This is a genomic window from Cohnella candidum (assembly GCF_003713065.1).
In the GTDB taxonomy this organism is placed as follows: domain Bacteria; phylum Bacillota; class Bacilli; order Paenibacillales; family Paenibacillaceae; genus Cohnella; species Cohnella candidum.
Window position 1 is genome coordinate 2,504,175 of record NZ_CP033433.1, and the last position, 22,042, is coordinate 2,526,216.

Annotated in this window: 24 protein-coding genes and 1 other annotated feature; of the genes, 1 reads left to right on the plus strand and 23 read right to left on the minus strand. The window is 59.6% G+C overall.

Features of this window, described 5'->3' with window-relative positions:
- Window position 1: 1 nt before the first annotated feature.
- The 9 genes from ruvA to EAV92_RS11835 all read right to left on the minus strand — a co-directional run bounded on the left by ruvA (window position 2) and on the right by EAV92_RS11835 (window position 9,098).
- The gene (ruvA, locus tag EAV92_RS11795) at window positions 2-619 is read right to left on the minus strand and encodes a Holliday junction branch migration protein RuvA (protein WP_123041271.1); all 618 of its coding nucleotides are present in this window, start codon (window positions 617-619) and stop codon (window positions 2-4) included.
- On the minus strand, window positions 616-1,119 hold the full coding sequence (ruvC, locus tag EAV92_RS11800) for a crossover junction endodeoxyribonuclease RuvC (RefSeq protein WP_123041272.1): 504 nt from the start codon (window positions 1,117-1,119) through the stop codon (window positions 616-618). Before ruvC ends, ruvA begins: the two co-directional genes overlap by 4 nt.
- 162 nt (window positions 1,120-1,281) lie before the next feature.
- Entirely contained in the window at window positions 1,282-1,989 is a 708-nt protein-coding gene (locus EAV92_RS11805) for a BofC C-terminal domain-containing protein (RefSeq protein WP_123041273.1), read from the minus strand.
- 71 nt (window positions 1,990-2,060) lie between these two features.
- Window positions 2,061-3,896, minus strand: coding sequence for a LysM peptidoglycan-binding domain-containing protein (locus EAV92_RS11810; protein WP_123041274.1), 1,836 nt, complete (start codon window positions 3,894-3,896; stop codon window positions 2,061-2,063).
- A gap of 637 nt (window positions 3,897-4,533) precedes the next feature.
- The gene (gene ilvE, locus EAV92_RS11815; protein WP_123041275.1) at window positions 4,534-5,412 is read right to left on the minus strand and encodes a branched-chain-amino-acid transaminase; all 879 of its coding nucleotides are present in this window, start codon (window positions 5,410-5,412) and stop codon (window positions 4,534-4,536) included.
- A gap of 6 nt (window positions 5,413-5,418) precedes the next feature.
- Window positions 5,419-6,309, minus strand: a complete 891-nt coding sequence (pheA, locus tag EAV92_RS11820) for a prephenate dehydratase (protein ID WP_123041276.1) — start codon at window positions 6,307-6,309, stop codon at window positions 5,419-5,421.
- The gene (gene thrB, locus EAV92_RS11825) at window positions 6,306-7,313 is read right to left on the minus strand and encodes a homoserine kinase (protein WP_123041277.1); all 1,008 of its coding nucleotides are present in this window, start codon (window positions 7,311-7,313) and stop codon (window positions 6,306-6,308) included. Before thrB ends, pheA begins: the two co-directional genes overlap by 4 nt.
- A gap of 9 nt (window positions 7,314-7,322) precedes the next feature.
- Window positions 7,323-8,609 (minus strand): homoserine dehydrogenase, encoded by a 1,287-nt coding sequence (locus tag EAV92_RS11830; protein ID WP_123041278.1) that lies wholly within the window; start codon window positions 8,607-8,609, stop codon window positions 7,323-7,325.
- Between the two features lie 51 nt (window positions 8,610-8,660).
- Window positions 8,661-9,098 (minus strand): ACT domain-containing protein, encoded by a 438-nt coding sequence (locus tag EAV92_RS11835; RefSeq protein WP_123041279.1) that lies wholly within the window; start codon window positions 9,096-9,098, stop codon window positions 8,661-8,663.
- A 172-nt stretch (window positions 9,099-9,270) separates the two neighbouring features.
- Between EAV92_RS11835 and EAV92_RS11840 the strand changes: the two genes are divergently transcribed.
- Window positions 9,271-10,107, plus strand: a complete 837-nt coding sequence (locus EAV92_RS11840) for an HD-GYP domain-containing protein (RefSeq protein WP_123041280.1) — start codon at window positions 9,271-9,273, stop codon at window positions 10,105-10,107.
- Between the two features lie 71 nt (window positions 10,108-10,178).
- On the opposite strand, the gene obgE is transcribed toward EAV92_RS11840, so the two are convergent.
- The 14 genes from obgE to EAV92_RS11910 all read right to left on the minus strand — a co-directional run bounded on the left by obgE (window position 10,179) and on the right by EAV92_RS11910 (window position 22,010).
- Window positions 10,179-11,513: a GTPase ObgE gene (obgE, locus tag EAV92_RS11845; protein WP_123041281.1), complete on the minus strand. Its 1,335-nt coding sequence runs from the start codon at window positions 11,511-11,513 to the stop codon at window positions 10,179-10,181.
- A 16-nt stretch (window positions 11,514-11,529) separates the two neighbouring features.
- Window positions 11,530-12,309, minus strand: a complete 780-nt coding sequence (locus tag EAV92_RS11850) for a Spo0B domain-containing protein (protein WP_123041282.1) — start codon at window positions 12,307-12,309, stop codon at window positions 11,530-11,532.
- 98 nt (window positions 12,310-12,407) lie between these two features.
- Entirely contained in the window at window positions 12,408-12,719 is a 312-nt protein-coding gene (rpmA, locus tag EAV92_RS11855) for a 50S ribosomal protein L27 (protein ID WP_123041283.1), read from the minus strand.
- Between the two features lie 16 nt (window positions 12,720-12,735).
- Window positions 12,736-13,068, minus strand: a complete 333-nt coding sequence (locus tag EAV92_RS11860; RefSeq protein WP_123041284.1) for a ribosomal-processing cysteine protease Prp — start codon at window positions 13,066-13,068, stop codon at window positions 12,736-12,738.
- 3 nt (window positions 13,069-13,071) lie between these two features.
- Window positions 13,072-13,383 (minus strand): 50S ribosomal protein L21, encoded by a 312-nt coding sequence (rplU, locus tag EAV92_RS11865; RefSeq protein WP_123041285.1) that lies wholly within the window; start codon window positions 13,381-13,383, stop codon window positions 13,072-13,074.
- Window positions 13,384-13,395: 12 nt separating this feature from the next.
- Window positions 13,396-13,473: a sequence feature (ribosomal protein L21 leader region), on the minus strand.
- Window positions 13,474-13,542: 69 nt separating this feature from the next.
- Window positions 13,543-14,781 carry an Rne/Rng family ribonuclease gene (locus EAV92_RS11870; RefSeq protein ID WP_123041286.1) on the minus strand — a complete coding sequence of 413 codons (1,239 nt, stop codon included), beginning with the start codon at window positions 14,779-14,781 and terminating at the stop codon, window positions 13,543-13,545.
- Window positions 14,782-14,817: 36 nt separating this feature from the next.
- On the minus strand, window positions 14,818-15,693 hold the full coding sequence (locus EAV92_RS11875) for a site-2 protease family protein (protein WP_123041287.1): 876 nt from the start codon (window positions 15,691-15,693) through the stop codon (window positions 14,818-14,820).
- Window positions 15,686-16,723: a M23 family metallopeptidase gene (locus EAV92_RS11880; protein WP_123041288.1), complete on the minus strand. Its 1,038-nt coding sequence runs from the start codon at window positions 16,721-16,723 to the stop codon at window positions 15,686-15,688. The genes EAV92_RS11875 and EAV92_RS11880 overlap by 8 nt, the downstream gene beginning before the upstream one ends.
- A gap of 112 nt (window positions 16,724-16,835) precedes the next feature.
- A complete protein-coding gene (locus EAV92_RS11885; RefSeq protein WP_123041289.1) occupies window positions 16,836-17,984 on the minus strand; it encodes an FtsW/RodA/SpoVE family cell cycle protein in 1,149 nt (382 codons plus the stop codon).
- Window positions 17,985-17,991: 7 nt separating this feature from the next.
- Window positions 17,992-18,786 carry a septum site-determining protein MinD gene (minD, locus tag EAV92_RS11890; protein ID WP_123041290.1) on the minus strand — a complete coding sequence of 265 codons (795 nt, stop codon included), beginning with the start codon at window positions 18,784-18,786 and terminating at the stop codon, window positions 17,992-17,994.
- 4 nt (window positions 18,787-18,790) lie between these two features.
- A complete protein-coding gene (locus EAV92_RS11895) occupies window positions 18,791-19,453 on the minus strand; it encodes a septum site-determining protein MinC (RefSeq protein ID WP_123041291.1) in 663 nt (220 codons plus the stop codon).
- Between the two features lie 75 nt (window positions 19,454-19,528).
- A complete protein-coding gene (gene mreD, locus EAV92_RS11900; RefSeq protein WP_241158557.1) occupies window positions 19,529-20,053 on the minus strand; it encodes a rod shape-determining protein MreD in 525 nt (174 codons plus the stop codon).
- 2 nt (window positions 20,054-20,055) lie between these two features.
- A complete protein-coding gene (gene mreC / locus EAV92_RS11905; RefSeq protein WP_123041293.1) occupies window positions 20,056-20,910 on the minus strand; it encodes a rod shape-determining protein MreC in 855 nt (284 codons plus the stop codon).
- A 68-nt stretch (window positions 20,911-20,978) separates the two neighbouring features.
- A complete protein-coding gene (locus EAV92_RS11910; protein WP_123041294.1) occupies window positions 20,979-22,010 on the minus strand; it encodes a rod shape-determining protein in 1,032 nt (343 codons plus the stop codon).
- Window positions 22,011-22,042: the final 32 nt, after the last annotated feature.

Genomic DNA, 22,042 nt, shown 5'->3' on the forward strand with positions numbered 1-22,042 from the left:
ATTATCCTTGGAACAGCTGCTGCAGCGCTTTTTTCATCAGGGCGTCCGGCGTTTCGTCGCCTGTGAGCTTATCTTTGATCGAACTCCACGCCCGTTCGAGCTCCGCCTCGCGGTATCCGAGACCGGCCAGCGCCTCGCGCGCCGCCGCCCATGCGGAGCCGTCTTCCGCCCCGCGCGAAGGGACCGGCTCCAACAGCTCGACGGCCGTCGCCGCATTCCCCGTCGCGCCGAGTTTGTCCTTCAAATCCAGTATCATCCGCTGTGCTGTTTTGCGGCCGATGCCCGGCAGCTTGGTCAGGAAATTGACGTTCTCCTGCTGGATCGCCGCCGCGATCGTCTCGGGCCGTCCCCCGGCAAGAACGCCAAGCGCGACTTTCGGGCCGATCCCCGAAACGTCCAGCAGCTTGCGGAACAAGGCCTGCTCTTCCCTCGTCGGGAAACCGAACAGCTGGATCGCGTCTTCCCGCACGTGGTGATGGATGTACAAAGTAACGGGCTCCTCCGTTCTGGAGAGCCCGTACGGGTTAGGAGTGAACACGCGGTATCCGACGTCATGCACGTCCAATACGACGTATTCGGTTTCCAAATGGGCCACCCGGCCGTGCAAAAAATCGATCATGAGGGCTTCACTCCGTTCAACCGGTCGTTCAGGGACGTGGAATGGGCATGGCAGATGGCCACCGCGAGCGCGTCGGCGACGTCGTCCGGCTTCGGGACGGTCTGCAGCTTGAGGATCATCTTGACCATTTCCTGCACCTGTTTCTTCTCCGCGGCGCCGTAGCCGACGACCGCTTGCTTGACCTGCATCGGCGTGTATTCCGAAATCGGAAGCCCCCGCTGAGCGGCGGCCAGCAGCAAGACGCCGCGGGCCTGCCCGACGATGAAGGCGTTCGTGACGTTCTTATTGAAAAACAGTTTCTCGACGGCGATCGTATCGGGACGGTATTTGTCCAGAATCGCGCAGGACGCTTCGTAAATTTGGACCAGACGCTCCTCCGTCTTCGTTCCGGCTTCGGTCTCGATGCTTCCGTATTGGACGGGAACGAGCCGGTGGCCGATTTTGTCGATGAATCCGAATCCCATGATGGCGATCCCCGGGTCGATGCCCAGCACCCGCATATGTATGGTCCCCGCTCTCTTCTGACTCCGCTTGCTTTCATGATTATAGCATGTGTTCGCACCGATGAGAACAGAACGGCGAACATGCCGAAAAGGACGCTCGTGGGAGCGCCCTCGTTGGTGCCGCGAAGCATTCCCACCGACAGCGGTTCCTAAACGCTGTCAGGGTTCCTGCTTCATGACTCCTTTGGATTTGCGGTAGGCGTAGTCGCTGAAGCTGGAAAGAACGCTGTTGTACTCGTCCCGGTCGGAAACCCGGATGCCGTCCTCCAACTCATGCAATCTTTCCTTCGACAAGCTGGACTCCAGCGAGCGGATGTCAAGCTGGAAAAACGTCCGCACGACGTTATCTTTACGGGGAGGTCCGTCGAACAACGACAGGTTCCCGTCCTCGTCCATGCCGATCGTCGCGGTTTGGCGGCAAGCGGGCGACAGGTCCTCGACCTGTTCCCGGAGCAGCAGACGGCCGCCGGCTTCGAAAACGGCATCCCAATCCCGCCTCGATTTCAGCAGTTCGGCCGCTTCTTGCGCGGAACGGCTTCCCAGCATCCGGTCCTCTTCTCCGCACCAATAGACCCGATGCAGGACGAGCTCGACTTCGCCCTTCCAGCCGGCCAAAGCCTGCAAGACCTTGGCACGCGGGTTGTCGGCGGAAGCCGAGGCGGGCTTGTCCGCGTTTTCCGGGACGGAAACGACGGCGGGAGCGGCATCGGAGCCGCCCAGCGCCGCACGCTGGATAATCGCCGCGCCCCCGATCCCCGCCGCGGACGCGGCCAGGAAGACCGCAGCCAGCATGCCGAGGGACAAGAGCGGGCGCCTTCTTCTTTTCAGTTTCTTCTTGAGTTCTTTCATGGCGCGAAAGCGGAACACCGGAATCCCCTTCTCTGCTTTCTTTTTTACTATTGTTGCCAGGGGATTCCGGCACTATGCGCGCGGTTACTTTACCATTTGATCCAAGGAAGGCTCTCTTTGCGTTTCGGCTTGGAACGGCGCACCGTCACTTGTTTCTTGGCGGACGCAGAATGCCGTTTTTTCGGTTGCGCGGCGGCCGCGGGTTCCGCATCGCCCTCGGAAGCATGCAAGGATAACTCGCTTGCAGCGGCAGGCGCGATCTGCTCATCCGGACGGAGCGCGTAAGGATAGCCGTAATAACCGGCGTGTACCGGGTCAAAGCAATCTTCCTCGACCGGGAAGGCGGGCAGCGGATACGGGTAGCCGGGAACGACTGCCGCCGGCGCGATGTTCGTCGGATAGCCGGCAACGGGGGCGGTTACGGGATAATGCGCGAAGTGGTCGTACGGATAGGCATAGGCATCATGAACGTAAGGCATCGTTTCGTAAGGAGATACGGCCGTCGGGTATGTCGGGTACGTCGGGTAGCCCATCACCGGGTAAGCGGCTTCCGGAGAGACCGCCGTCGGGTAGCCCATAACCGGGTACGCGGCTTCCGGCGAAACCGCCGTCGGGTAGCCTGCGCTCGGAAACGCGGTCACAGGCGGGACAGCCGTCGGATAAGGGACGTTCGGATAAGCAGCCACCGGAGATACGGCCGTCGGGAAACCTGTTTCCGGGAAGGCCGTCGCGGGTGACACCGCCGTCGGATAGCCCGCCTGCGGATAGGCGCCCGTCATCGTTCCGGGCACCGTGCCGGGGAACGGGCCGGTCATCGCCGGGCTGACGGCCGTCGGCATTGCGGGCAGCGCCGGCGTCGTGACCGAAGCTGCGGGCGTTCCGCCGCAGGTTTTGCACCCGGGCTTGGCGGCGCCTGCCGCGGCAGGAGAGACGAGGCCCGGCACGTAAGCGGGCAGATAGCCCGTTACGCCGGTTCCCGAAGCCGGCGAGACTGCCGTTCCGGGTGTCGAAAGATCGCCGAAGCCTGCTTGATTGACGTTGAAGCCGCTAATGTCTTGGGGATCGTACACGCTTCCCATGGCTCCTTCTATGCTCCCGTATGAATGGCCGTAGAACGCGTAGGGATGATGCATCCCGTAATCGTGCATGTAGGCGTGGCCGTACGGATAAGCGTAATCGTGGGCATAAGCCGCTTCAGGGGCTGCGTTGACGGGGACCTGCATCGGCGCAGCGGCACCCGCTTCCACGGCCGGGACGTGCATTTGGGCGAACAGGTCATGATCATGTTCGTAAGGCATCGGATATGGATTTTTGAGGTCCGGCAGCGGCATTTTGATCGGTTCATGCATGATCGGCATGACCGGCATTTCCGGTAAAGGCATTTTCTCGGGCAGCGGCATTTTGATCGGCTCCTGCATGACCGGCATTTCAGGCAGCGGCATTTTGATCGGCTCCGGCATCGGCAGCGGAGCGGGCATTTCCGGCAAAGGTGCCGGCAGCGGGGCCGGTTCGACCACGACGCCCGTATCCGGCTTCACCGCGGTGTTTTTCTTGCCGGCATGGACGCTTTGCATCGTCAAGCCGTCAGCCGGGACGGCAGCCCCCAGTTTCGGGATATTGACGACCTCGCCGGTCAGCAGCACGTTGGGATTTTTGAGCTGAGGGTTCGCTTGGATCATGACGGAGAGCGGGATCCCCCACGCTTTGGACAGCTTCCATAAACTGTCGCCCTGCTGCACGGTATGCTGGTGCATCAGCTCGAACGTCGGCTTGGCCGGGGCGGGAATTTTCACCTTCATCCCCACGTCGATTTCGTCCGGATTGGCGATCTCCGGGTTCGCTTTAATCAGTTCTTCGAGCGGAACGTTGTACTTCTGGGCAATCAGATACAACGTGTCGCCTTTTTTGACCATATGAATCTTCACGCCGTTCCCTCCTGGTCGCAATGACATAAGCTCACAAGCGGGCTTTTGCCCCCCGCAATCCCTACATCCTATGCAGGAACTAGGCATTTGACATCATGCAGGAGAAAAATCGGTGCGGCCTGTGCCGACATTACGCAGGACGTGTCCACTTAGCGCGTCTGGCGCGCTATTTCGATGGAGTCACGAGTAAGTGTGCGGATTAGCGCGGCTGGCGCGTTATTTCGATGGAGTCACGAGTAAGTATGCGGATTAGCGCGCCTGGCCCGTTATTTCAGTGAAGTCACGGGAAAATGTGCGGATTAGCGCGCGATGGCGCGTTATTTTGGGAGTTTAACGGGACTTCGGGCGTGTTAGTCTCTGTGGGAGACTATTTTATTGGGACCACGGCTCGTCACGCCAAATAGTCTCCGTGGGAGACTATTTTCATGGGATCACGGCTCTCCAGCCCAATTAGTCTCTGCGGGAGGCTATTTTCATGGAATCGCGGGACTGTGGGCCAATTAGTCTCTGTGGGAGACTATTTCCACCGAATCGTGGGATTAGTCTCTGTGAGAGACTATTTGACGGCTCGCCCACCCCCATCAAAAAAAACGCCGGACCGAAGTCCGACGGTTGCCCAACGCCAATATAAATCCGCTTAAAATACCTTCAAGCCCTCGACCGTCACGATTTTGCGGAACTCCTCGAGCAGGTGCGTCGTCACGGGACCGGCTTTGCCTTCGCCGATGATGCGGCCGTCGACTTCGCGAACCGCGATGACTTCCGCCGCCGTGCCGGTGAAGAACACTTCGTCCGCGCAATACACGTCATGCAGCGTGAACGGTTCTTCCTTCAGCTTATAGCCAAGCCTTCCGCACAAGTCCATAATCGCACCGCGGGTGACGCCTTCCAATGCGCCCAGATAAGTCGGAGGCGTATAAACGACCCCGCGTTTCACGATAAAGATGTTGTCGCTCGAGCCTTCGGCCACGTACCCCTGCGCGTTGAGCATGATCGCTTCCCCGACCTCGGCCAGGTTCGCTTGGATTTTGACGAGAATGTTGTTCAAGTAGTTCAGCGACTTGACCTTCGGGCTCAGCGCGTCCGGAATGTTCCGGCGCTGGCTGACGGAAATCGACCGCAAGCCGGTCCGGTAGGCTTCTTCCGGATAAATCGCGAGCTGCTCCGCGATAATGATGACCCAAGCTTTAGGGCAGCGCTTCGGATCCAGGCCGAGATTGCCCGGTCCGCGGGAGACGACGAGCCGGATGTAACCGTCCTTCAGATCGTTTTTGCGCAGCGTCTCCGCGAGCGCCTCCTGCATTTCGCCGTAAGTCAACGGGATGTCGAGCATGATGGATTTGGCCGAATCGTACAGCCGGTCCAAATGCTCTTTGCATCGGAACACATTGCCGCCGTAAATCCGGATCCCTTCGAAAATTCCGTCGCCGTAAAGAAAACCGTGATCGAACACGGAAATTTTGGCGTTTTCCTTGGTTACGAATTCCCCGTTCAAATAAATCCATTGCTCAGACATCTCTCGTTACACCTCCGGTTGGTTTTGGCGGTACGGAGTGCAGGGATACGAGCCCAAAATGCGGACTTGGCAGCCGATCGCTTCGATTTCCGCGATCGCGGCGGGCAGCAGGACCGTATCCATCGAAAGCTCGACATCGATATAGAAATAATAGCTCCCCAACTTTTTCTTGGTCGGCCGGGATTCGATGCGCGAAAGGTTGATCCTTCTCCAGGAGAAGGCGGACAGTACTTGATGGAGTGCTCCCGGATAATCCTCCGGCAGCGTGACCAGGATGCTCGTTCGTTGAAACGCGGCATCCGGCCGTTCATAAGGTTTCTCCCCGATCAGAAGAAAACGCGTATAGTTGTTGTCGTGATCGGTCACCCCCGACACCAGGACGTCCAATCCCGCATTCGCCGCGGCCAGGTGGGTGCCGATGGCGGCCCATCCTTTGCCCGGATTCTCCCGTACCAGTTGGACCGCTTGGGCCGTGCTCGGCAGCGTCTCCAGCTCGGCGTGCGGCACCGTGGAGCGGATGAATTGGTGGCACTGCGCCATCGCGACGGGGTGGCTGACCAATTTGGTGATTTTCTCGGGATCCCACGAGCCTGCTCCGTCGGACAGCTCGGCTGTCCGCCCGATCAGGTTCTGAATGGAAGGAAACACCCATTCGGCACGGATCGGAAGGTCCACTTCGTGGATCAGCCAATCCATGTGCAGGCTGACGGATCCGTCGATCGTATTCTCGATCGGGATCACGCTCCAGTCCGTATTTCCGTTGACGGTAGACTGGAAAACGTCGGCGATCAGTTTGCTGTAAACGAATTCGACGTCCTGCCCCTTGAACAGGTAGCGGGCCGCTTCATCCGAAACCGTCCCCTCCGGCAGTACGGCCACGCGTCTGCGTTCGCTCATGCCCTCACCTCCGGTAATTTACCCGGCGTCGATGCGAGCGGAGCTCCAAGCTCCGCGCCGCTCTCCTCCACCGAGACCACGGCTCCTGCAGCGCTGGGCTTGAACCAGCGCATCGACACTTCGACGCCGTTGGCGGACATGACGGCCTTCACGTAGTTTTCCAGCTGTCCGCGATTGGCATCCCGACGGTCCGCGAGCATGAGCAGCGTCGGACCTGCCCCCGATAAGACGGCGCCGAACGCGCCGTGATCCGGCGCGTCGCGGAGCACCTGCGCCATGCCCGGAATCATCGAAGCGCGGTAAGGCTGATGCAACCGGTCCCGCATGGCGTGGCGAAGCGCGGACAGATTGCCCGTCGCCAGCGCCGCCGTCAACAGGGAGCTGTGGCTGACGTTGAACACGGCGTCCGCCATCGATACTTGCTGCGGAAGCACGTTGCGCGCTTTTTTCGTCGACAGCTCGAAGGCCGGAATGGCGACCAGCACGTCGAGGTCCGCGGGCGGCTCCATCCGAACCGCTTCCGCACGCTCGCCGTCCCAAGCGGCAGCCACGAAGCCGCCGTAGAGCGCGGCTCCGACATTGTCGGGGTGCTTCTCCATGGAGGTCGCCATTTGGAAGAGGTCGTCAAGCGAGAGAGGAGAGCCGACCAATGCGTTTGCCGCCATCAGCGCGCCGACGATCGCGGAGGCGCTGCTTCCGAGCCCGCGGGTCAGCGGGATCTCGCTTTCGATCGCGATCTCCAACTCCGGCACTTCGACGCCGGCCCGGCGGAATACCTCTTGGGCTACGGCATACACGAGATTGGACTTGTCCTTCGAGACGCCTTCCAAATTGTCGCCGAATAAAGTTATTCGCGTCGTTTCGGCGGCCTTCATCGAGATGCCGCCGAACAAGGGCAGCGCCATCCCGAGAGAATCGAATCCCGGCCCGAGATTGGCGGTGCTGGCGGGCACGATCGCGCGGGCCAGCCTGTTGCGCGGAGGAAGTGATCCTTGTCTGTTCATCGGGCCACCTCAACCTTCGACGCGATACAAGCTCTTGATCGTTCGGACCGTCGACAGGTCCTGGAACGCCTGGAGGACACGGTTCATCGAATCTTTGCTCGCTTCATGCGTAATGATGATCAGCTCGGCGCCTTTCCGGTCCGGAGTCGGCGGCTGCATGACGGATTCGATGCTGACGTCGTAGTCCGCGAATACTTGGGCGATTTGCATCAACACGCCGGCACGGTCTTCCACGTGAAGGAGCATGAAATATTTCGAAGCGATCTGTTTGTCGCTTTTCAGCTTTTTCTCTTTATAAGAAATGCTCGCTTGGCGGCCGTTCACGCCGAGCTTGGCGTTTTTGACTACGGCGACGAGGTCGGCGACGATCGACGTGGCCGTCGGCAGTTCGCCGGCGCCCGGTCCGTAGAACATCGTCTCCCCTACGGCTTCACCGTGGACGTATACGGCGTTGAACACCCCGTTGACCGACGCGATCGGATGACTCGTCTTCACGAACGTCGGTTGGACGCTGACGCTCACGTACTCGTCCTGCCGTTCGGCGATGCCGAGCAGTTTGACCTCATAGCCGAGACGTTTGGCGTAACGGATATCTTCCTGGGTCACGGAGCTGATCCCTTTGACGTCCACGTCCGCGAGATCGATCGTGGCACGGAAGCCGAGCGTGGCAAGGATCGTCATTTTGCGGGCGGCATCCAAGCCTTCCACGTCGGAGGTCGGATCCGCTTCGGCATAGCCGAGCTCCTGCGCTTCCTTCAGCACGTCCGCGTAGTCGGCGCCTTCCTGGCTCATTTTCGTCAAAATGTAGTTCGTCGTGCCGTTCACGATCCCCATGATTTTGGTGATCCGGTCCGACGAAAAGCCCTCGATCAACGTGCGGATGATCGGAATGCCGCCGGCGACGCTCGCTTCGTAAAAAATGTCGCAGCCTTTTTGCTGCGCTTTGGCGAGCAGCTCGGGGCCGTGTAGCGCCATCAGGTCCTTGTTGGCGGTCACGATGTGCTTGCCGCGTTCGAGCGCCGCGAGGATGAGCTCCTTCGTCGCTTCGACGCCGCCCATGACTTCGACGATCACGTCGATCTCGGGGTCCTGCACGATTTCCCAAGGATCTTCGGTCAGCTTGGAAGGGTCGATGGACACGCTTCTGGCTTTCGCGCGGTCCTTGACCAAAATTTTATGGATCGTAATCGGAGAGCCTACCTGGCTCATCAAATCTTCGTGATGTCCCTCGACGATGCGGACCACGCCCGTGCCTACCGTTCCGAGGCCGAACAAGCCCACTTTTACCGGTTTCATGCTGTATGACTCCTCCTTATGTGCGAATCGCGGCTGCGATCTTGCAAAGCATTATCCGCGGCCGACGACAGCCGCTCTTTTCACGCCGCCTTCCCGGCGCAGCCGGTCGAGCAGATCCTGCAGCGTGCCTTGAAGACCCGACGTTTCCAGGGACACGACGACGTTAGCCAGCCCTTGGAGCGGAATCGACTGGTGAATCGTCAGTACGTTCCCTTCAAGGGACGCCAGCAGCCCGAGCACCTTCGACAACACGCCGGAGCGGTGCTCCAGATCGAGCGAAAGCGTCGCGATTTTTTCCCTGGCGGCTTGCTCCAGCAAATAGACGCCGTCTTTGTATTTGTAGAACGCGCTCCGGCTCAGCCCGACCCGCTCCGCCGCTTCGTGCACGGTGTCGGCCTCTCCCCGCCGGAGCAGCTCTTTGGCCTGCTCCGTCTTCAGGATGCCTTCGGGCAGCAAATCCTCCCGGACGGCATAATAGCGTTCCGCCATGACCGTCCTCCCAAAAAAGACGTTTGTTTGTATATAGTGGACATTATAGCGGAATCACCGGGGGCCGGCAATAGGCGAAATCTTGTCGAAAATACGAAAGGCAAGGCCGCTTATCTTGTTCAGTATCTTTTCAGAATCTTCCATTACAATAAAATCGAAGGAGGCCACCGAAATGAAGATATCCGCTATCGACAGGGCCGTAGCCCGCACGGAAGAGTTATTCCAGATCATTCGGCTCAAGGGCCAGATCCCGATCATGGAAATTCGCGCCGACGTGCTGCCGCTCATTCAGGAGGCGACGGAAGACGCCTCCGTTTTTCCTCTCCTGACGGCCCTCCAAACCAAAAACGATTACCTTTACCGGCATTCCGTCGCCGTCAGCGCCATCGCCACCTTGATCGGCCGCTGGATGGGATTGCCCGATAACGAATCGGCCATGCTGACCGTCGGCGCGCTGCTGCACAATGCGGGCAAAATGCGCATACCCGAGGCCATTTTGAATAAGGAAGGCCCGTTGGATCAAGAGGAATTCGACCTGCTCAAAAAACATACGGTCATCGGCTACGAACTGCTGGAAAAAACGGTAGGGTTGTCGAAAAGGTCGGCCTTGATCGCGCTTCAGCACCATGAGAGAGAAGACGGAACCGGCTATCCGCTGCGTCTTCCCGGCAGCCAAATCGACCCGCTCAGCAAAATCACCGCCGTCGCCGACGTGTTCCATGCCATCACCAGCCATCGGGTATACCGGAACGCCGCGCCTTTCCACCAAATGATCGGGAACATCTACAACGGTTCGCTCGGCCGGTTCGATTACCCCATCGTACATACGTTCACGAAGCGCCTTATGAACGCGATGGTCGGCTCCGAAGTGACGCTTACGGACAGCCGGCGAGGCAGAATCGTGCTCGTGAACCCGGCGGACCCGACCGTTCCGCTTGTGCAGGTCGGCTCCGAATTCATCGACTTGAGCCGGGAACCGGAAGTCAACATGGTGGCCGTATACGGCTGACGCCGGAAACCGAAGGCATAAAGAAAGCCGGCATCGCGCCGTCCGGCGCCGCGATGTCGGCTTTTTCGCGTTTACTCATCGTCGTACAAGTAGGTATCCGGTGCGCCCTCGAAAAATTCGAATTCGAACTCCCCGATGCGGATCGTGTCCCCGCCTTTGGCTCCCCGCTTGCGAAGCGCGGCGTCGACGCCGGCGTTGCGGAGGATCGTCGCGAACCTCATGACGGCTTCGTAGGAACCGAACTGCGTTCGCTTCACCAGCTTATCGAGAGAGTCGCTCTCGACGACGTAAACCTCGTTGTCCCGGCTGATCGTGAAGTCGTACTCGTCAACCGGTTCATACCGGTAAACGATCGACTCCTCCGTCCCCGCCTTCTCGGCTTCTTCGAGCGCAGAAGGCTCGGGCAGCGATTCCAGCAAGTCCGCCACCCGGTAGAGCAGCTCGGGTATGCCTTGGCGCGTGAGCGAAGAAATCGGCAGGATTTCCGTCTCAGGCGACACTTCGGCAATGCGGCTGCGGAACTCCTCCAGGAACGCCTCTGAGTCCGGCATGTCCATTTTGTTCGCCGCCACGATCTGGGGACGTTCGGCCAGCTTGGCGTTGTACAGCTTCAGCTCTTCGTTGATCTTAGCCCAGTCGTCGAAAGGATCGCGCCCTTCGATGCCCGACATGTCGACGACGTGCAGGATGATCCTCGTTCGTTCCACGTGCCTGAGGAACTCATGTCCCAGTCCGACGCCGGTATGGGCGCCTTCGATCAGCCCCGGCAAATCGGCCATGACGAAGCTCCGGTCGTCTCCCAAATCCACGACGCCCAAATTCGGCGTGAGCGTCGTGAAATGGTACGCGCCGATTTTCGGGCGCGCGCCGGAGACGACCGACAACAGCGTCGATTTGCCGACGCTGGGAAACCCGACGAGGCCGACGTCGGCCATGACCTTCAGCTCCAGCACGACCCAGCGCTCCTGGCCTTCTTCGCCGTTCTCGGCGATCGCCGGAGCCGGGTTGTTGGGCGCCCGGAAGCGGGTGTTGCCCCTGCCGCCGCGGCCGCCTTTGGCGATGACGACCTCTTGGCCGTGGCGGGTGAGATCCGCGATGACTTCCCCGGTATCGTCATCGGTGACGATCGTTCCGGGAGGCACCCGGACCACGAGGTCATCGGCGTTCGCTCCGTGCTGCGACTTGTTTCGTCCTTTTTCCCCGCGGGGCGCCTTGAAATGCTTCTGGTAACGGAAGTCCATGAGCGTGCGCAAGCCTTCGTCCACCTTGAATACGACGTCGCCTCCATCGCCTCCGTCGCCGCCCGCCGGACCGCCTTCCGGCACGTACAGCTCGCGCCGGAAGGCGACCAATCCGTCGCCCCCGTCGCCGCCTTTTACAAACACTTTCGCTTTATCCACAAACATGATGAGTTCAGCTCCGTTAGCTCCGTAATGCGGTCAGAGGGAAAGTGACGAGCATCTGCCGGGCTCCGCCCCGCGCTCCCTCCCCGTCCTCTTTGACTTCCGTCCACCGGCCCAGACCGTGAAGCAGGCTCTCCGCTTCTCCCGACAGGCTCTGTCCCGACGACCATTCCCCTTCGTAAACGAGCTCCACGCGCAAGGCTTCCTCCGTCCGAAGAAACGACACCCGGAGCACGTTTTCCCCCGCGGACGAGGGGGCTGCCCGGTAACGGATCGCGTTGATCAGTCCGATCAGGCCGGCGGCGAGCTTGTCCGCATCCACCGGAAGCCGGTCGAGACACACGCCTTCCCCTACGTTCACGTCCAGCCGTACGTGGTCGCAGATTGTCCGGAAGGAAAGCAGGTAGGTCGACAATTCGGCATTCCCCAGCTGGGACACCTTACTGTCCTTCTCCATCCGCTCCCTTATTCTGTCCACGATTTGGACCGCATTATCGGGTTTATTCAATCTTAAGTATCCGTACAAAATCTGCAGATCGTTCATCCAGTCGTGGCGGTGGTGGCTCAGCGTACGAATGGCGGACAGCCGGGCATGGTCGAGCATCCGGATGCTTCGTTCCGTCCACTTGCGCTTGGCCCATGCCGTGTACAGGGCGAAAGCGGCCAGCACCCATGCGATAAACAAAACCTCCGGCCACCACGATTCCCGCCATACGAACACGGCCGCAGCGGGAATCGCCGTCGACGCGATCGCCGCGATCCCCCATCGGGTACCGTTTTCAGGAAACGCAGGACGCAAGCCCCTTCATCCTTCCTTCAGTAGAACTGCAACGCCTGCTAACTTACTTATAAAGCAAAAACCCCGGCCGCAATCGCCGGCCGGGATTCTGGTTGCTATTAAACTTCAAGAGCAGCCGCAACGGGCGCTTGATCGGCGGGATAGACGCTGACTTTCTTGCGGTCGCGTCCCCAACGCTCGAACTTCACGACGCCTTCCACTTTCGCGAACAGCGTGTCGTCCTTGCCGATGCCGACGTTGGTACCCGGGTGGATCTTCGTGCCGCGCTGGCGAACGAGGATGCTGCCCGCGGTAACGGCTTGACCGTCCGCGCGTTTCGCGCCGAGACGCTTCGAATGGCTGTCGCGTCCGTTCTTGGTCGAGCCTACGCCTTTTTTCGAGGCGAACAACTGAAGATTCAGCTTCAACATGGTGTCTACCTCCTCTTTACATGATGACTTCTTGTATTTGCACGTACGTTCCGTACTCATCCGCAATGGTTTCCAGCGAGACGACCATTCCTTCCAGCAGCAGCTGCACCCGCCCGTCCAGCTCCGGATCACCGCCGTATGGCGTTTCCGCGCTGAGCCAACCGTTCTGCACCTTTGCCTTCGGAACGAGTCCCGTCAGCTTCTCGACCGCGTTGACGGCTCCGACGGTAACCGCCGAAACGCCCGCGCAGACGATGTCTTTGCCGGGATCGTCATACCCCGCATGACCCGAAACGGAAAACCTCCGGATCCGGCCCGCTTCACCGCGTTCGATCGTGACCTTAATCATGGCTTACGCCTTGATGGCTTCGATCGTCACTTTCGTGTACGGCTGGCGATGGCCTTGCTTGCGATGGTAGTTCTTCTTCGGCTTGTACTTGTAGACGATGACTTTCTCGCCTTTGACATGCTTCTCGACTTTGCCCGTTACCGTGGCGCCTGCTACGAGCGGGCTGCCGGCGTTCAGGCCGTTGTCTCCGGATACGGCCAACACGCGGTCAAACGTGATGCTGTCGCCTTCGTTCGCGGACAGTTTCTCCACGAAGATGACGTCGCCTGCTTGAACCTTGTATTGCTTGCCGCCGGTTTCGATAATCGCGTACATCTGGTGCACCTCCCCATACTTAAGACTCGCCTAGCAAGGTGCCGGACGAACCGGGCTTCTTAACCTTGTGTAGTGCGGTTTCCGCATGCAAACCCTTTGCACGCACTCAAACATATTATCATACCGATTGCCCAATTTCAATCTTTTCATAACAGGAGATTAACGGGCGGTGATTTTGCCTCTCCCTTTGCAAGTCGGACACGTTTCGAGAAAATAGCTCGATACGCTCTCCCGGGCTTTCTTGCGCGTGATCTCCAGAAGCCCGAGCCTCGTCCAGCCGACGACCTGGCATTTGGTGCGGTCGCGGCGAATCGTCGCTTCCAGCCTGGCCACGACTTGCTGCCGATGCTCATCGGTTTCCATATCGATGAAATCCACGATAATGATGCCGCCGAGATCCCGCAGGCGGAGCAGCCTGGCGATTTCTTCCGCCGCCTCCAGGTTCGTCCGGAACACCGTCTCCTCGAGGTCGACCGAGCCGGTGAATTTGCCCGTGTTCACGTCGACGACGGTGAGGGCTTCCGTATGGTCCCAAACGAGATAACCGCCGCTTTCGAGCCGCACTTGCGGCTGGAAAGCTTTGTCCGCCTGCTCCTTGATTCCGTACCGCTCGAACAAGGGCGGCGCCGCCTCGCCGTACAGGCGCAGCCGGTTTTCGAGACCCGGAGCCGCCTGGCGCAAATACGCCCTCGCTTCCTCCAAAGAAGCCCGATCGTCGAAAATGAGCTCTTCGGTATCGGGCGTGACGATATCCCTCACCATGCGGCGGATCAAACCGGAATCCCGGTGCAGCTCGGCCGGCGCCGACCATTCGGCACCCCGGCGTTCCGCGTCCCGCCAGCTTCTCCGCAGTTCGTCCAAGTCCGCGGCCAGCGCATCCCGGCTCACCCCTTCGGCGTTCGTCCTCAGGATGATCCCCTCGCCGGATGAACGGAGCTCTTCCGCCAACGTACGCAGCCGGCTCCTTTCCGATTCGGATTCGATTTTCTTGGAAATGCCGACGTAATCGGCATGCGGCATGTAGACGAGCCAGCGCCCCGGCAGCGTGAAATGGGTCGTGACGCGCGCGCCCTTGCCGCCGAGCGGTTCCTTCATGATCTGAACGAGCAATTCGTCTCCCGGCGACAACAGTTCCGAAATGGAAGGCTTGTCCTTCGGCTGCTTCTCCAAATGGTGGTGCAGCGCGTCATCCACGTACAGGAAGGCGTTCTTGGGCAAGCCGATGTCGACGAACGCCGCCTGCATGCCGGGCAGCACGTTGACCACCCGGCCCTTGTACAAATTGCCGACGAGGGAATCCCGTTCCGACTTCTCCACGCTCAGCTCGGTGAGCCGGCCGTTTTCGAGCAGGGCCATTTGCGTCAGGTTTCCCGCGTGATGGACATACAGCTGCTTCATGCCGCCCTCCGATCGCCGTGCTTTTTTCTTTTTATTTTACATGAAATAGCGGAAATCCGCATTCCCCGGCGTCAATCGGCTCAAGATCCCGTCGATGACGATGCCCTCCGGCACGACCTTGGCGACGCGTCCCTGTTTCATGATATAGACGAGATGGTAGCCCTCCTTCATGAACAAGCGCAGCGCGGCGGAAACCGGCCGGGTTTCCGCGATCACGATCGGCCTCGCGAGCGCGCCCGCGTCGAAATGGCGTTCCGACCTGCGTGCCCTGTGCATCAGGAACCGCAGGAAAACGAACGGTACGTTGCGCATATGGCTCCAATTCGAAAAACATAAAAAAAGGCCGATCGCAAGCAAGTTCAATTGAAGCAAGCCGCCGAACAGAAGTGGGGCGAACGCGGCCAGAACCAGCAGCGCGCTGAACGCGAGGCTGATTCTGGCGCACCAAACCAGCGTCCGGTGGTAGGGGACGAAGAGACTCAACCACGCTTGGAACAGCTTGCCGCCGTCCAGGGGCAAAATGGGCAGGAGGTTGAAACAGCATATCAGGAGGTTGGCACGCACGAATTCCTCCGCCCACCCCCCGTCGATCCATCCGGCCTGCCACATGCCCCAGCCGGCAACCGCCATCCATACGTTCTGGAGGGGGCCGGCAATCGCCACCCACACCTCTTCGCGAACCGGCATCGCCCCGGCTTCCTCTACCTCGGCGACGCCCCCGAACGGAAGCAGCTTCACTTCCGTAACCGTCCAGCCGAATCCCATCGCGGCGGCCACGTGTCCCAATTCATGAAGAAGCACGATCGTGAACAGAACGGCGAGCTCCAAAAAGCGGCCCGTCGCCACCGAGGCCAACATGACCAGCACGAACAGCGGATGAAGCCGAAACTCGATGCCTCGCCATTTAATCAAACGGCACCACTTCCGCGGGATCCACGGTTTTGCCGTTTTGCTTCACCGCGAAATACAGCAGGCTCTCCCCGCCTTTATCGAGCGGCGCCGGGATGACGCCGAGCTTCTGTCCCGCTTCCACCCAATCGTTCGGCTGCACGGCCGGCTTTTCCAGGTTTCCGTATATGGTGACGATCCGGCCTGCGTGCTGAACGAGCACCGTCGCCTTTCCGTCGTCCTCTTTGGCGACTTGCAGCACCCTTCCGGAGTACACGGCGTTCACCGGCTCTCCGCCGGGCGCGGCGATCCGTACCCCGCTCCCGTCCTGGGCGAACGTTTGGACCAAGCGGCCGTCCGTCGGCAGCAGCGCCTCGCTTTTCTTCCAGCCCCCGAACACGGCCTGCGATTCCCCTTTGGCGCGGAACATCGGAAGGAAAGACGGAGAACCGCCGAAAGTTTGCTCGTACCAAACCTCTACCGCCTGGAAGTCCATGTCGCGGGTCACCGCGTCCGCCGTCCAAGAGCGTGCCGCTTCGCTGCCGGGCAGATCGGAATGGAACCAAACCCAGGCCCCGCCGAACAGCACGGCTGCCGCGGCAAGCCGAACCGCGAAGCCGGACGCCAGCCGGGACAAGTAGGTTTTGTCCGACCCCGAGGAGTGCGGAGGCATTGACGTCGGGGACAGTCCGCCGACGCCTCGCCAAGAAGGCCCGGCTTGGTCCCTTCGCTTCTGCTGCTCCTTCCACCATTTCTCCGGATCAAGCTCGTGTCCGTCTGTGTGAGGCTGCGGTTGTACGGTTCTCTCCGGGACTGGGGGAAACAGGGCGTCCTCCCGGCCGGGGCGGGACGATGGCTGGCTGGTGTCGGCGTGCGGGAACAATTCCTGAATATTGGTTTTCCGAGGCCGCTCGGCCATGTCCGTGGATTCGAAGGCCGCAGGTGAATCCGCCGCGTGCAGGTCCCCGGCCCCGTTCTCCCCTGCCGGACGCTGTCCGATCAGTTGAACGATGCGCTCCCGCCTTCTGCGGCGGACGTTGTCGCGGATCTCCATGACAAGCCCTCCCTTGTCCGCATTGATTACTATCAGCCTATGCGGGCAACCGGGGAATAGGACAAATTCTCGCGAGCAACAAAAAAACGCCGCGCTAGTCGCGCGACGCCGGTCAGGCTTCCACTTCGTATTTTTCCTGATGGGCCCGAATGCTGAAAATCAAACCGATGCAAGCCATGTTGAGCAGCAGAGAGGTGCCGCCGTAGCTGATGAACGGGAGCGTAATCCCCGTGATGGGCATGATCCCGATCATCATGCCGATGTTCTCGAAAATCTGGAACACCATCATGGTCGCGATCCCGATAATGATGAACGAGCCTTTCAGATCATACGACTGGTAAGCGATGATGATCATCCGGTAAATGAAGAGGAAGTACAGAAGCAGCAGGAGCGCAGCCCCCTGGAATCCGAATTCCTCGCCGACGACGACGAAAATGGAATCCGAATACGGATACGGGATGAACTTGCGCTTTTTCGATTCGCCCTGCATGTACCCGTCCCCGGCCAACCCGCCGGAGCCGATCGCGATCTTGGCGTACTCGGACTGCCGCCGTTCGTCCGCCGACGCTTCCTCCGGATGGATATACGTGTTGATCCGCTGGTACCAGTGCACTTTTTTGTGCGATTCCAGGTAGTCGTGGATTTGCGTGTTATACGTGTTGAACAGCGTTACGAAAAGAAGCAATCCGCCGACGACCACGGTCAATCCGATCATGACGTACGAGTAACGGACATTCCCGATCCATAACATGCCGAGCGTGATGAACACGTAGATGACCGCGTTCCCGAGGTCGGGCTGCACCATGACGAGCGCGAAAGGAACGAGCGCCGTAAGCGCCACGACGAGAACGTCGCTCCTCATCCTCAAAGGATCGCCTTGACGGCGTCCCATGATTTTCGCAATGGCGAGAATGAGGAACAGTTTCATGAATTCCGCCGGCTGGAATTTCAGGCCGCCGGGCAGCTCGAACCAGCTTCGCGCCCCGTTGATCGAAGGAGCGAGTTTAAACACCAACAGAAGCAGGATCAACCCGATCGCATACCAGACGTACCAGGTTTTGAGAAGCAGGCGGTAATCGAACAAGGTCATGAACAGGATAACCACGAAACCGATGGCGTAGTAGATGAGCGTCTTGATGTCGTAGTGCAAATACAGCGGGTTGTCGTGCGTCGCGCTCCGGACCAGCAGCGTGCTGAAAATCATCATGACGCCGAGGATCAGGAGCATCATCCAGTCCAATTTTTTCAGTTTGTTCAGCAAAGCCAGATCATCCCATTCCCAAAAACTTCTTGACCCGGCGGAACATTCCGGACTTTTCGTCCAATTGGAGAAGCGGAACGGTCTCGCCGAGAATCCGGCGGGCGATGTTGCGGTAGGCGATTGCGGCGCGGGACGAAGGGTTCATGACCGTCGGTTCGCCCGAATTCGCGGCTTTGATGACGAGCTCGTCGTCCGGCACGATGCCGAGAAGGTCGATGGCCAGCACTTGGCAAATGTCGTCGATTTCCAGCATGTCGCCGCTCTTCAGCAGGTTCGGCCGGATCCGGTTGATGATCAGCTTCGGCGAAGCCATCTTCGACTTCTCCAGCAAGCCGATGACGCGGTCGGCATCGCGGACCGCCGCGTTCTCGGGCGTCGTCACGACGATCGCCTGGTCGGCGCCGGCCACGGCGTTCCGGAAACCTTGCTCGATGCCGGCAGGGCAGTCGATGATGACGTAATCGAAATCCGGCTTCAGGCTCTCGATGATTTGGCGAACCTGTTCCGGGGAAATGTCGTTCTTGTCCTTGGTTTGGGCCGCGGGAAGCATGTAGAGCTCGTCGAAGCGCTTATCTTTCACCAGCGCCTGGTTGACCCGGCAGCGTCCTTCCGCGACGTCGATCAGATCGTAAATGATCCGGTTTTCGAGACCCATCACCACATCCAGATTGCGCAATCCGATGTCGGTGTCGACCATACACACCTTTTTCCCCATCAGCGCAAGTGCCGTGCCCAGATTGGCCGACGTCGTGGTCTTGCCGACGCCTCCTTTGCCGGACGTCACCACAATCGCTTCTCCCATGTTCCTACACTCCTTTGAACTGCATGACTTCTTTGCGATGGCGTCCGAGGCTCGACATTTTGTCGATCGCCATCGCGCCGTCGCGCAAGAACGCGTATTCCATCCAAGGTTCGGAAGAGGTCCACTCGTCCGGCGGTCTGCTGATCACGTCTGCGATCCGCAATTGGGTCGGCTTCATGAGCGAAGCCGCGATGATCGCGTTCTCGTTCCCCTCCGAGCCGGCGTGCGCGGTCCCCCTGAGAGCACCGAGCACGTAAATGTCTCCCGTGCAGCGCAGCGTGCCGCCGGGATTGACGTCTCCCATCAGCAGAAGATGCCCCTCGTATTCGACCGTTTGGCCCGATCGCACGATCCCGGTCATCGTATGGAGGACCGGCCTGTCGGCCTCATCCGGATCGGGCGGTACGGGGTCGCTTTCTATGGATTGCACGAGCAGGTTTCCTTGGCGTTTCAAAGCAGAACGGAGCTTTTCCTTGTCCTCTTCCCCCAATTGGCGGGAACCGAGTTTGAGGAAAACGTGAACGATCGGTCCGGTAAATTGCTGTTCATGCTTGTCGAGTTTGGCTTCCAGCTCTTCGAGCAGCTGTTCGAAGGGGGATTGGTCGTCAAGCAGGAACACCAAACCTTCTTTGACGCCTTTAATCGTAATGAGAGATTTGCCGGCCAATTGTCGTTCCTCCCTTAACGCTAGAAGAATTCAACCCGTGAAAGCCGAATTCCTGCCTCCGTGCGGCAATTCTCGTCAAACCGCCGTTTCTTCCGCTTGGGACGCCGCGGGTTTAAGCAGCAGCTTGCGAACGGGCAAATAGAGGGCGAGGGCGACGAGCACTTCCAGCATCAAGCTTGGGGCGATATACCAATAGAACGCGAATCCGTAAGGCCAAGTCGTGAGCCGGAACAACCGGTAAATCAGGTATACGATCGTACTGAGGGCGACGCTGCCCATGGCCGTAACGCCCATCAGCGTCGCGAGCGTCAGCATTCTCCGTTCAAGCACCAGTCCCGCGGCGTATCCGATCAAACCCATGCCGAACGCATAAGGACCGATCAAGCTTCCGTAAAAGAGCACATCGCTCAGCAAGCCGAATCCGAGCCCGAAAAGAAAGGCCCGGTGACGGCCGCCGAAACTGGCGACGTACATCATCAGCACGAACGTCAAATGGGGCATCAGCCGGTCGCTCCAAGCGGACGGAATCAGCCACGGAACGACGCCGTTTTCAAGGAGCACCAGCAGGATGCCGGCCAGGACGGCCCGGTTCATTCTCATTTTCAAGGTCCGTTCACATCCGGAACGACCACGACGAACACTTCCCTCAAATGGTCAAAATCGGCGGCCGGAGCAACGGTCGCTTTCTGCGTGAGGCCGAAGTCGCCGACCTGGCGGTTGACGAGAGTTCCGATCACGACGCCTCTCGGAAACACGTTTCCGAGGCCGGACGTGATGACTTTGTCGCCTGGCGCCATTTTGTCGTTCTCGTCGATTTTGGTCATTTGGAGCATGCCGGTTTCCGCGTCGAAGGAGTCGACGATGCCGAAAGAATCCTTTTCCTTGCCGAACACCGTGGCCGCGATTTGCACGCCCGTCGTGGATTCCGCGTCGAGCTGCGTGATCGGTTCGACGGTCGACGTGAATTCGGACACCCGGCTGACGAGGCCTACAAGCCCGTCGGTCGTGGTAACGGCCATCTGCGCCTTGATTCCGTCGCGGGAACCGAGGTTGATTTTAATCGTTTTATCCAGCGGATTATTGCTGCTTCCGACGACTTGGGCGATCAAATAACGGTATTGGTATAATTGCTTTTGCTTTTCGGTAAACCCGAGCTCGTCCTTGAGCCGCTCGTTTTCCGCTTCGACGAAGTTGTATTTGGCTTGGTCCCGCGCATACTGGGCGACGGTCTGCCGCAATTGCGCGTTTTCCTTATAGACGTCGGAAAGCCGGCCGAGGTCGCCGAAGAAATCGGCGACCGCCCCGACCGGCCGGTACAACGCTCCCTGCACCGTCCCTACAGCGTCATTCAGGAACTTCTCCGGCCAGGTCAGCCGGGTCCGCCCTAGGGTAAAGCCCATGACGGCTATGAAAACGATCAGTCCGATCATCAGGATGAACAGCCGTTTGTTCCGCATCAACCTAAAGATTTCGGCTCACCTGCTTCCCATTCCCCATGCTTCAAGACTTCATTTCATTCCGTTTCCTAGGACCTTGCGCCGCGACCGCCGCCGCCCTTGTTCTTGAACAGGTGGATGTTCTCCAGCGCGCGGCCCGTCCCGATCGCCACGCAATCGAGCGGGTTTTCGGCCACAATGACCGGCATGCCGGTTTCGCGCGCGAGCATTTTGTCCAGGTTGCGGAGCAGCGCACCGCCGCCCGTAAGCACGATCCCCCGGTCCATGATGTCGGCGGACAGCTCGGGCGGGCATTTCTCCAGCGTTACCTTCACGGCGTCCACGATCGCGTTCACCGTATCCGCCAGCGCTTCGCTCACCTCGTCGGAGGTAATGGCCAGCGTTTTCGGCAAGCCCGTCACCAGATCCCGTCCGCGGATTTCCATCGACTCCAGCTTGTCCAGCGGCATGGCGGAGCCGATTTCCATCTTGAGCTGCTCTGCCGTGCGTTCCCCGATCATCAGGTTATACAACCGTTTGATGTAGGAAATGATCGCTTCGTCCATCTCGTCGCCGGCGATCCGAATGGAACGGCTCGTGACGATGCCGCCGAGCGAGATCACGGCCACTTCCGTCGTCCCGCCGCCGATGTCGACGACCATGCTGCCGGTCGGCTCCCATACGGGCAGGTCCGCCCCGATCGCCGCCGCGAACGGCTCTTCGATCGTGTAGGCTTCGCGGGCGCCGGCCTGTTTCGTAGCGTCTTCCACGGCGCGTTTCTCCACGGCGGTAATGCCGGAAGGCACGCAAACCATGACGCTCGGATGGCCGCCGAACATCCGCTTCTTCTGCGCGCGGTGCATGAAATACTTGATCATGGTCGCGGTCGTTTCGAAATCGGCGATGACGCCGTCTTTCATCGGACGGATGGCGACGATGTTGCCGGGCGTGCGGCCGATCATTTTCTTGGCGTCCGCTCCGACCGCTTCGATTCTTTTGGTATCGGTACGCAGGGCGACGACAGAGGGTTCCCTGACGACAATTCCTCTTCCTTTAACGAAAACGAGCGTGTTCGCGGTTCCAAGGTCAATCCCCAGATCGCGCGTGAATCCTCCAAACATATGCGGGTACCTCCTGCTTTAGACAATCCTTA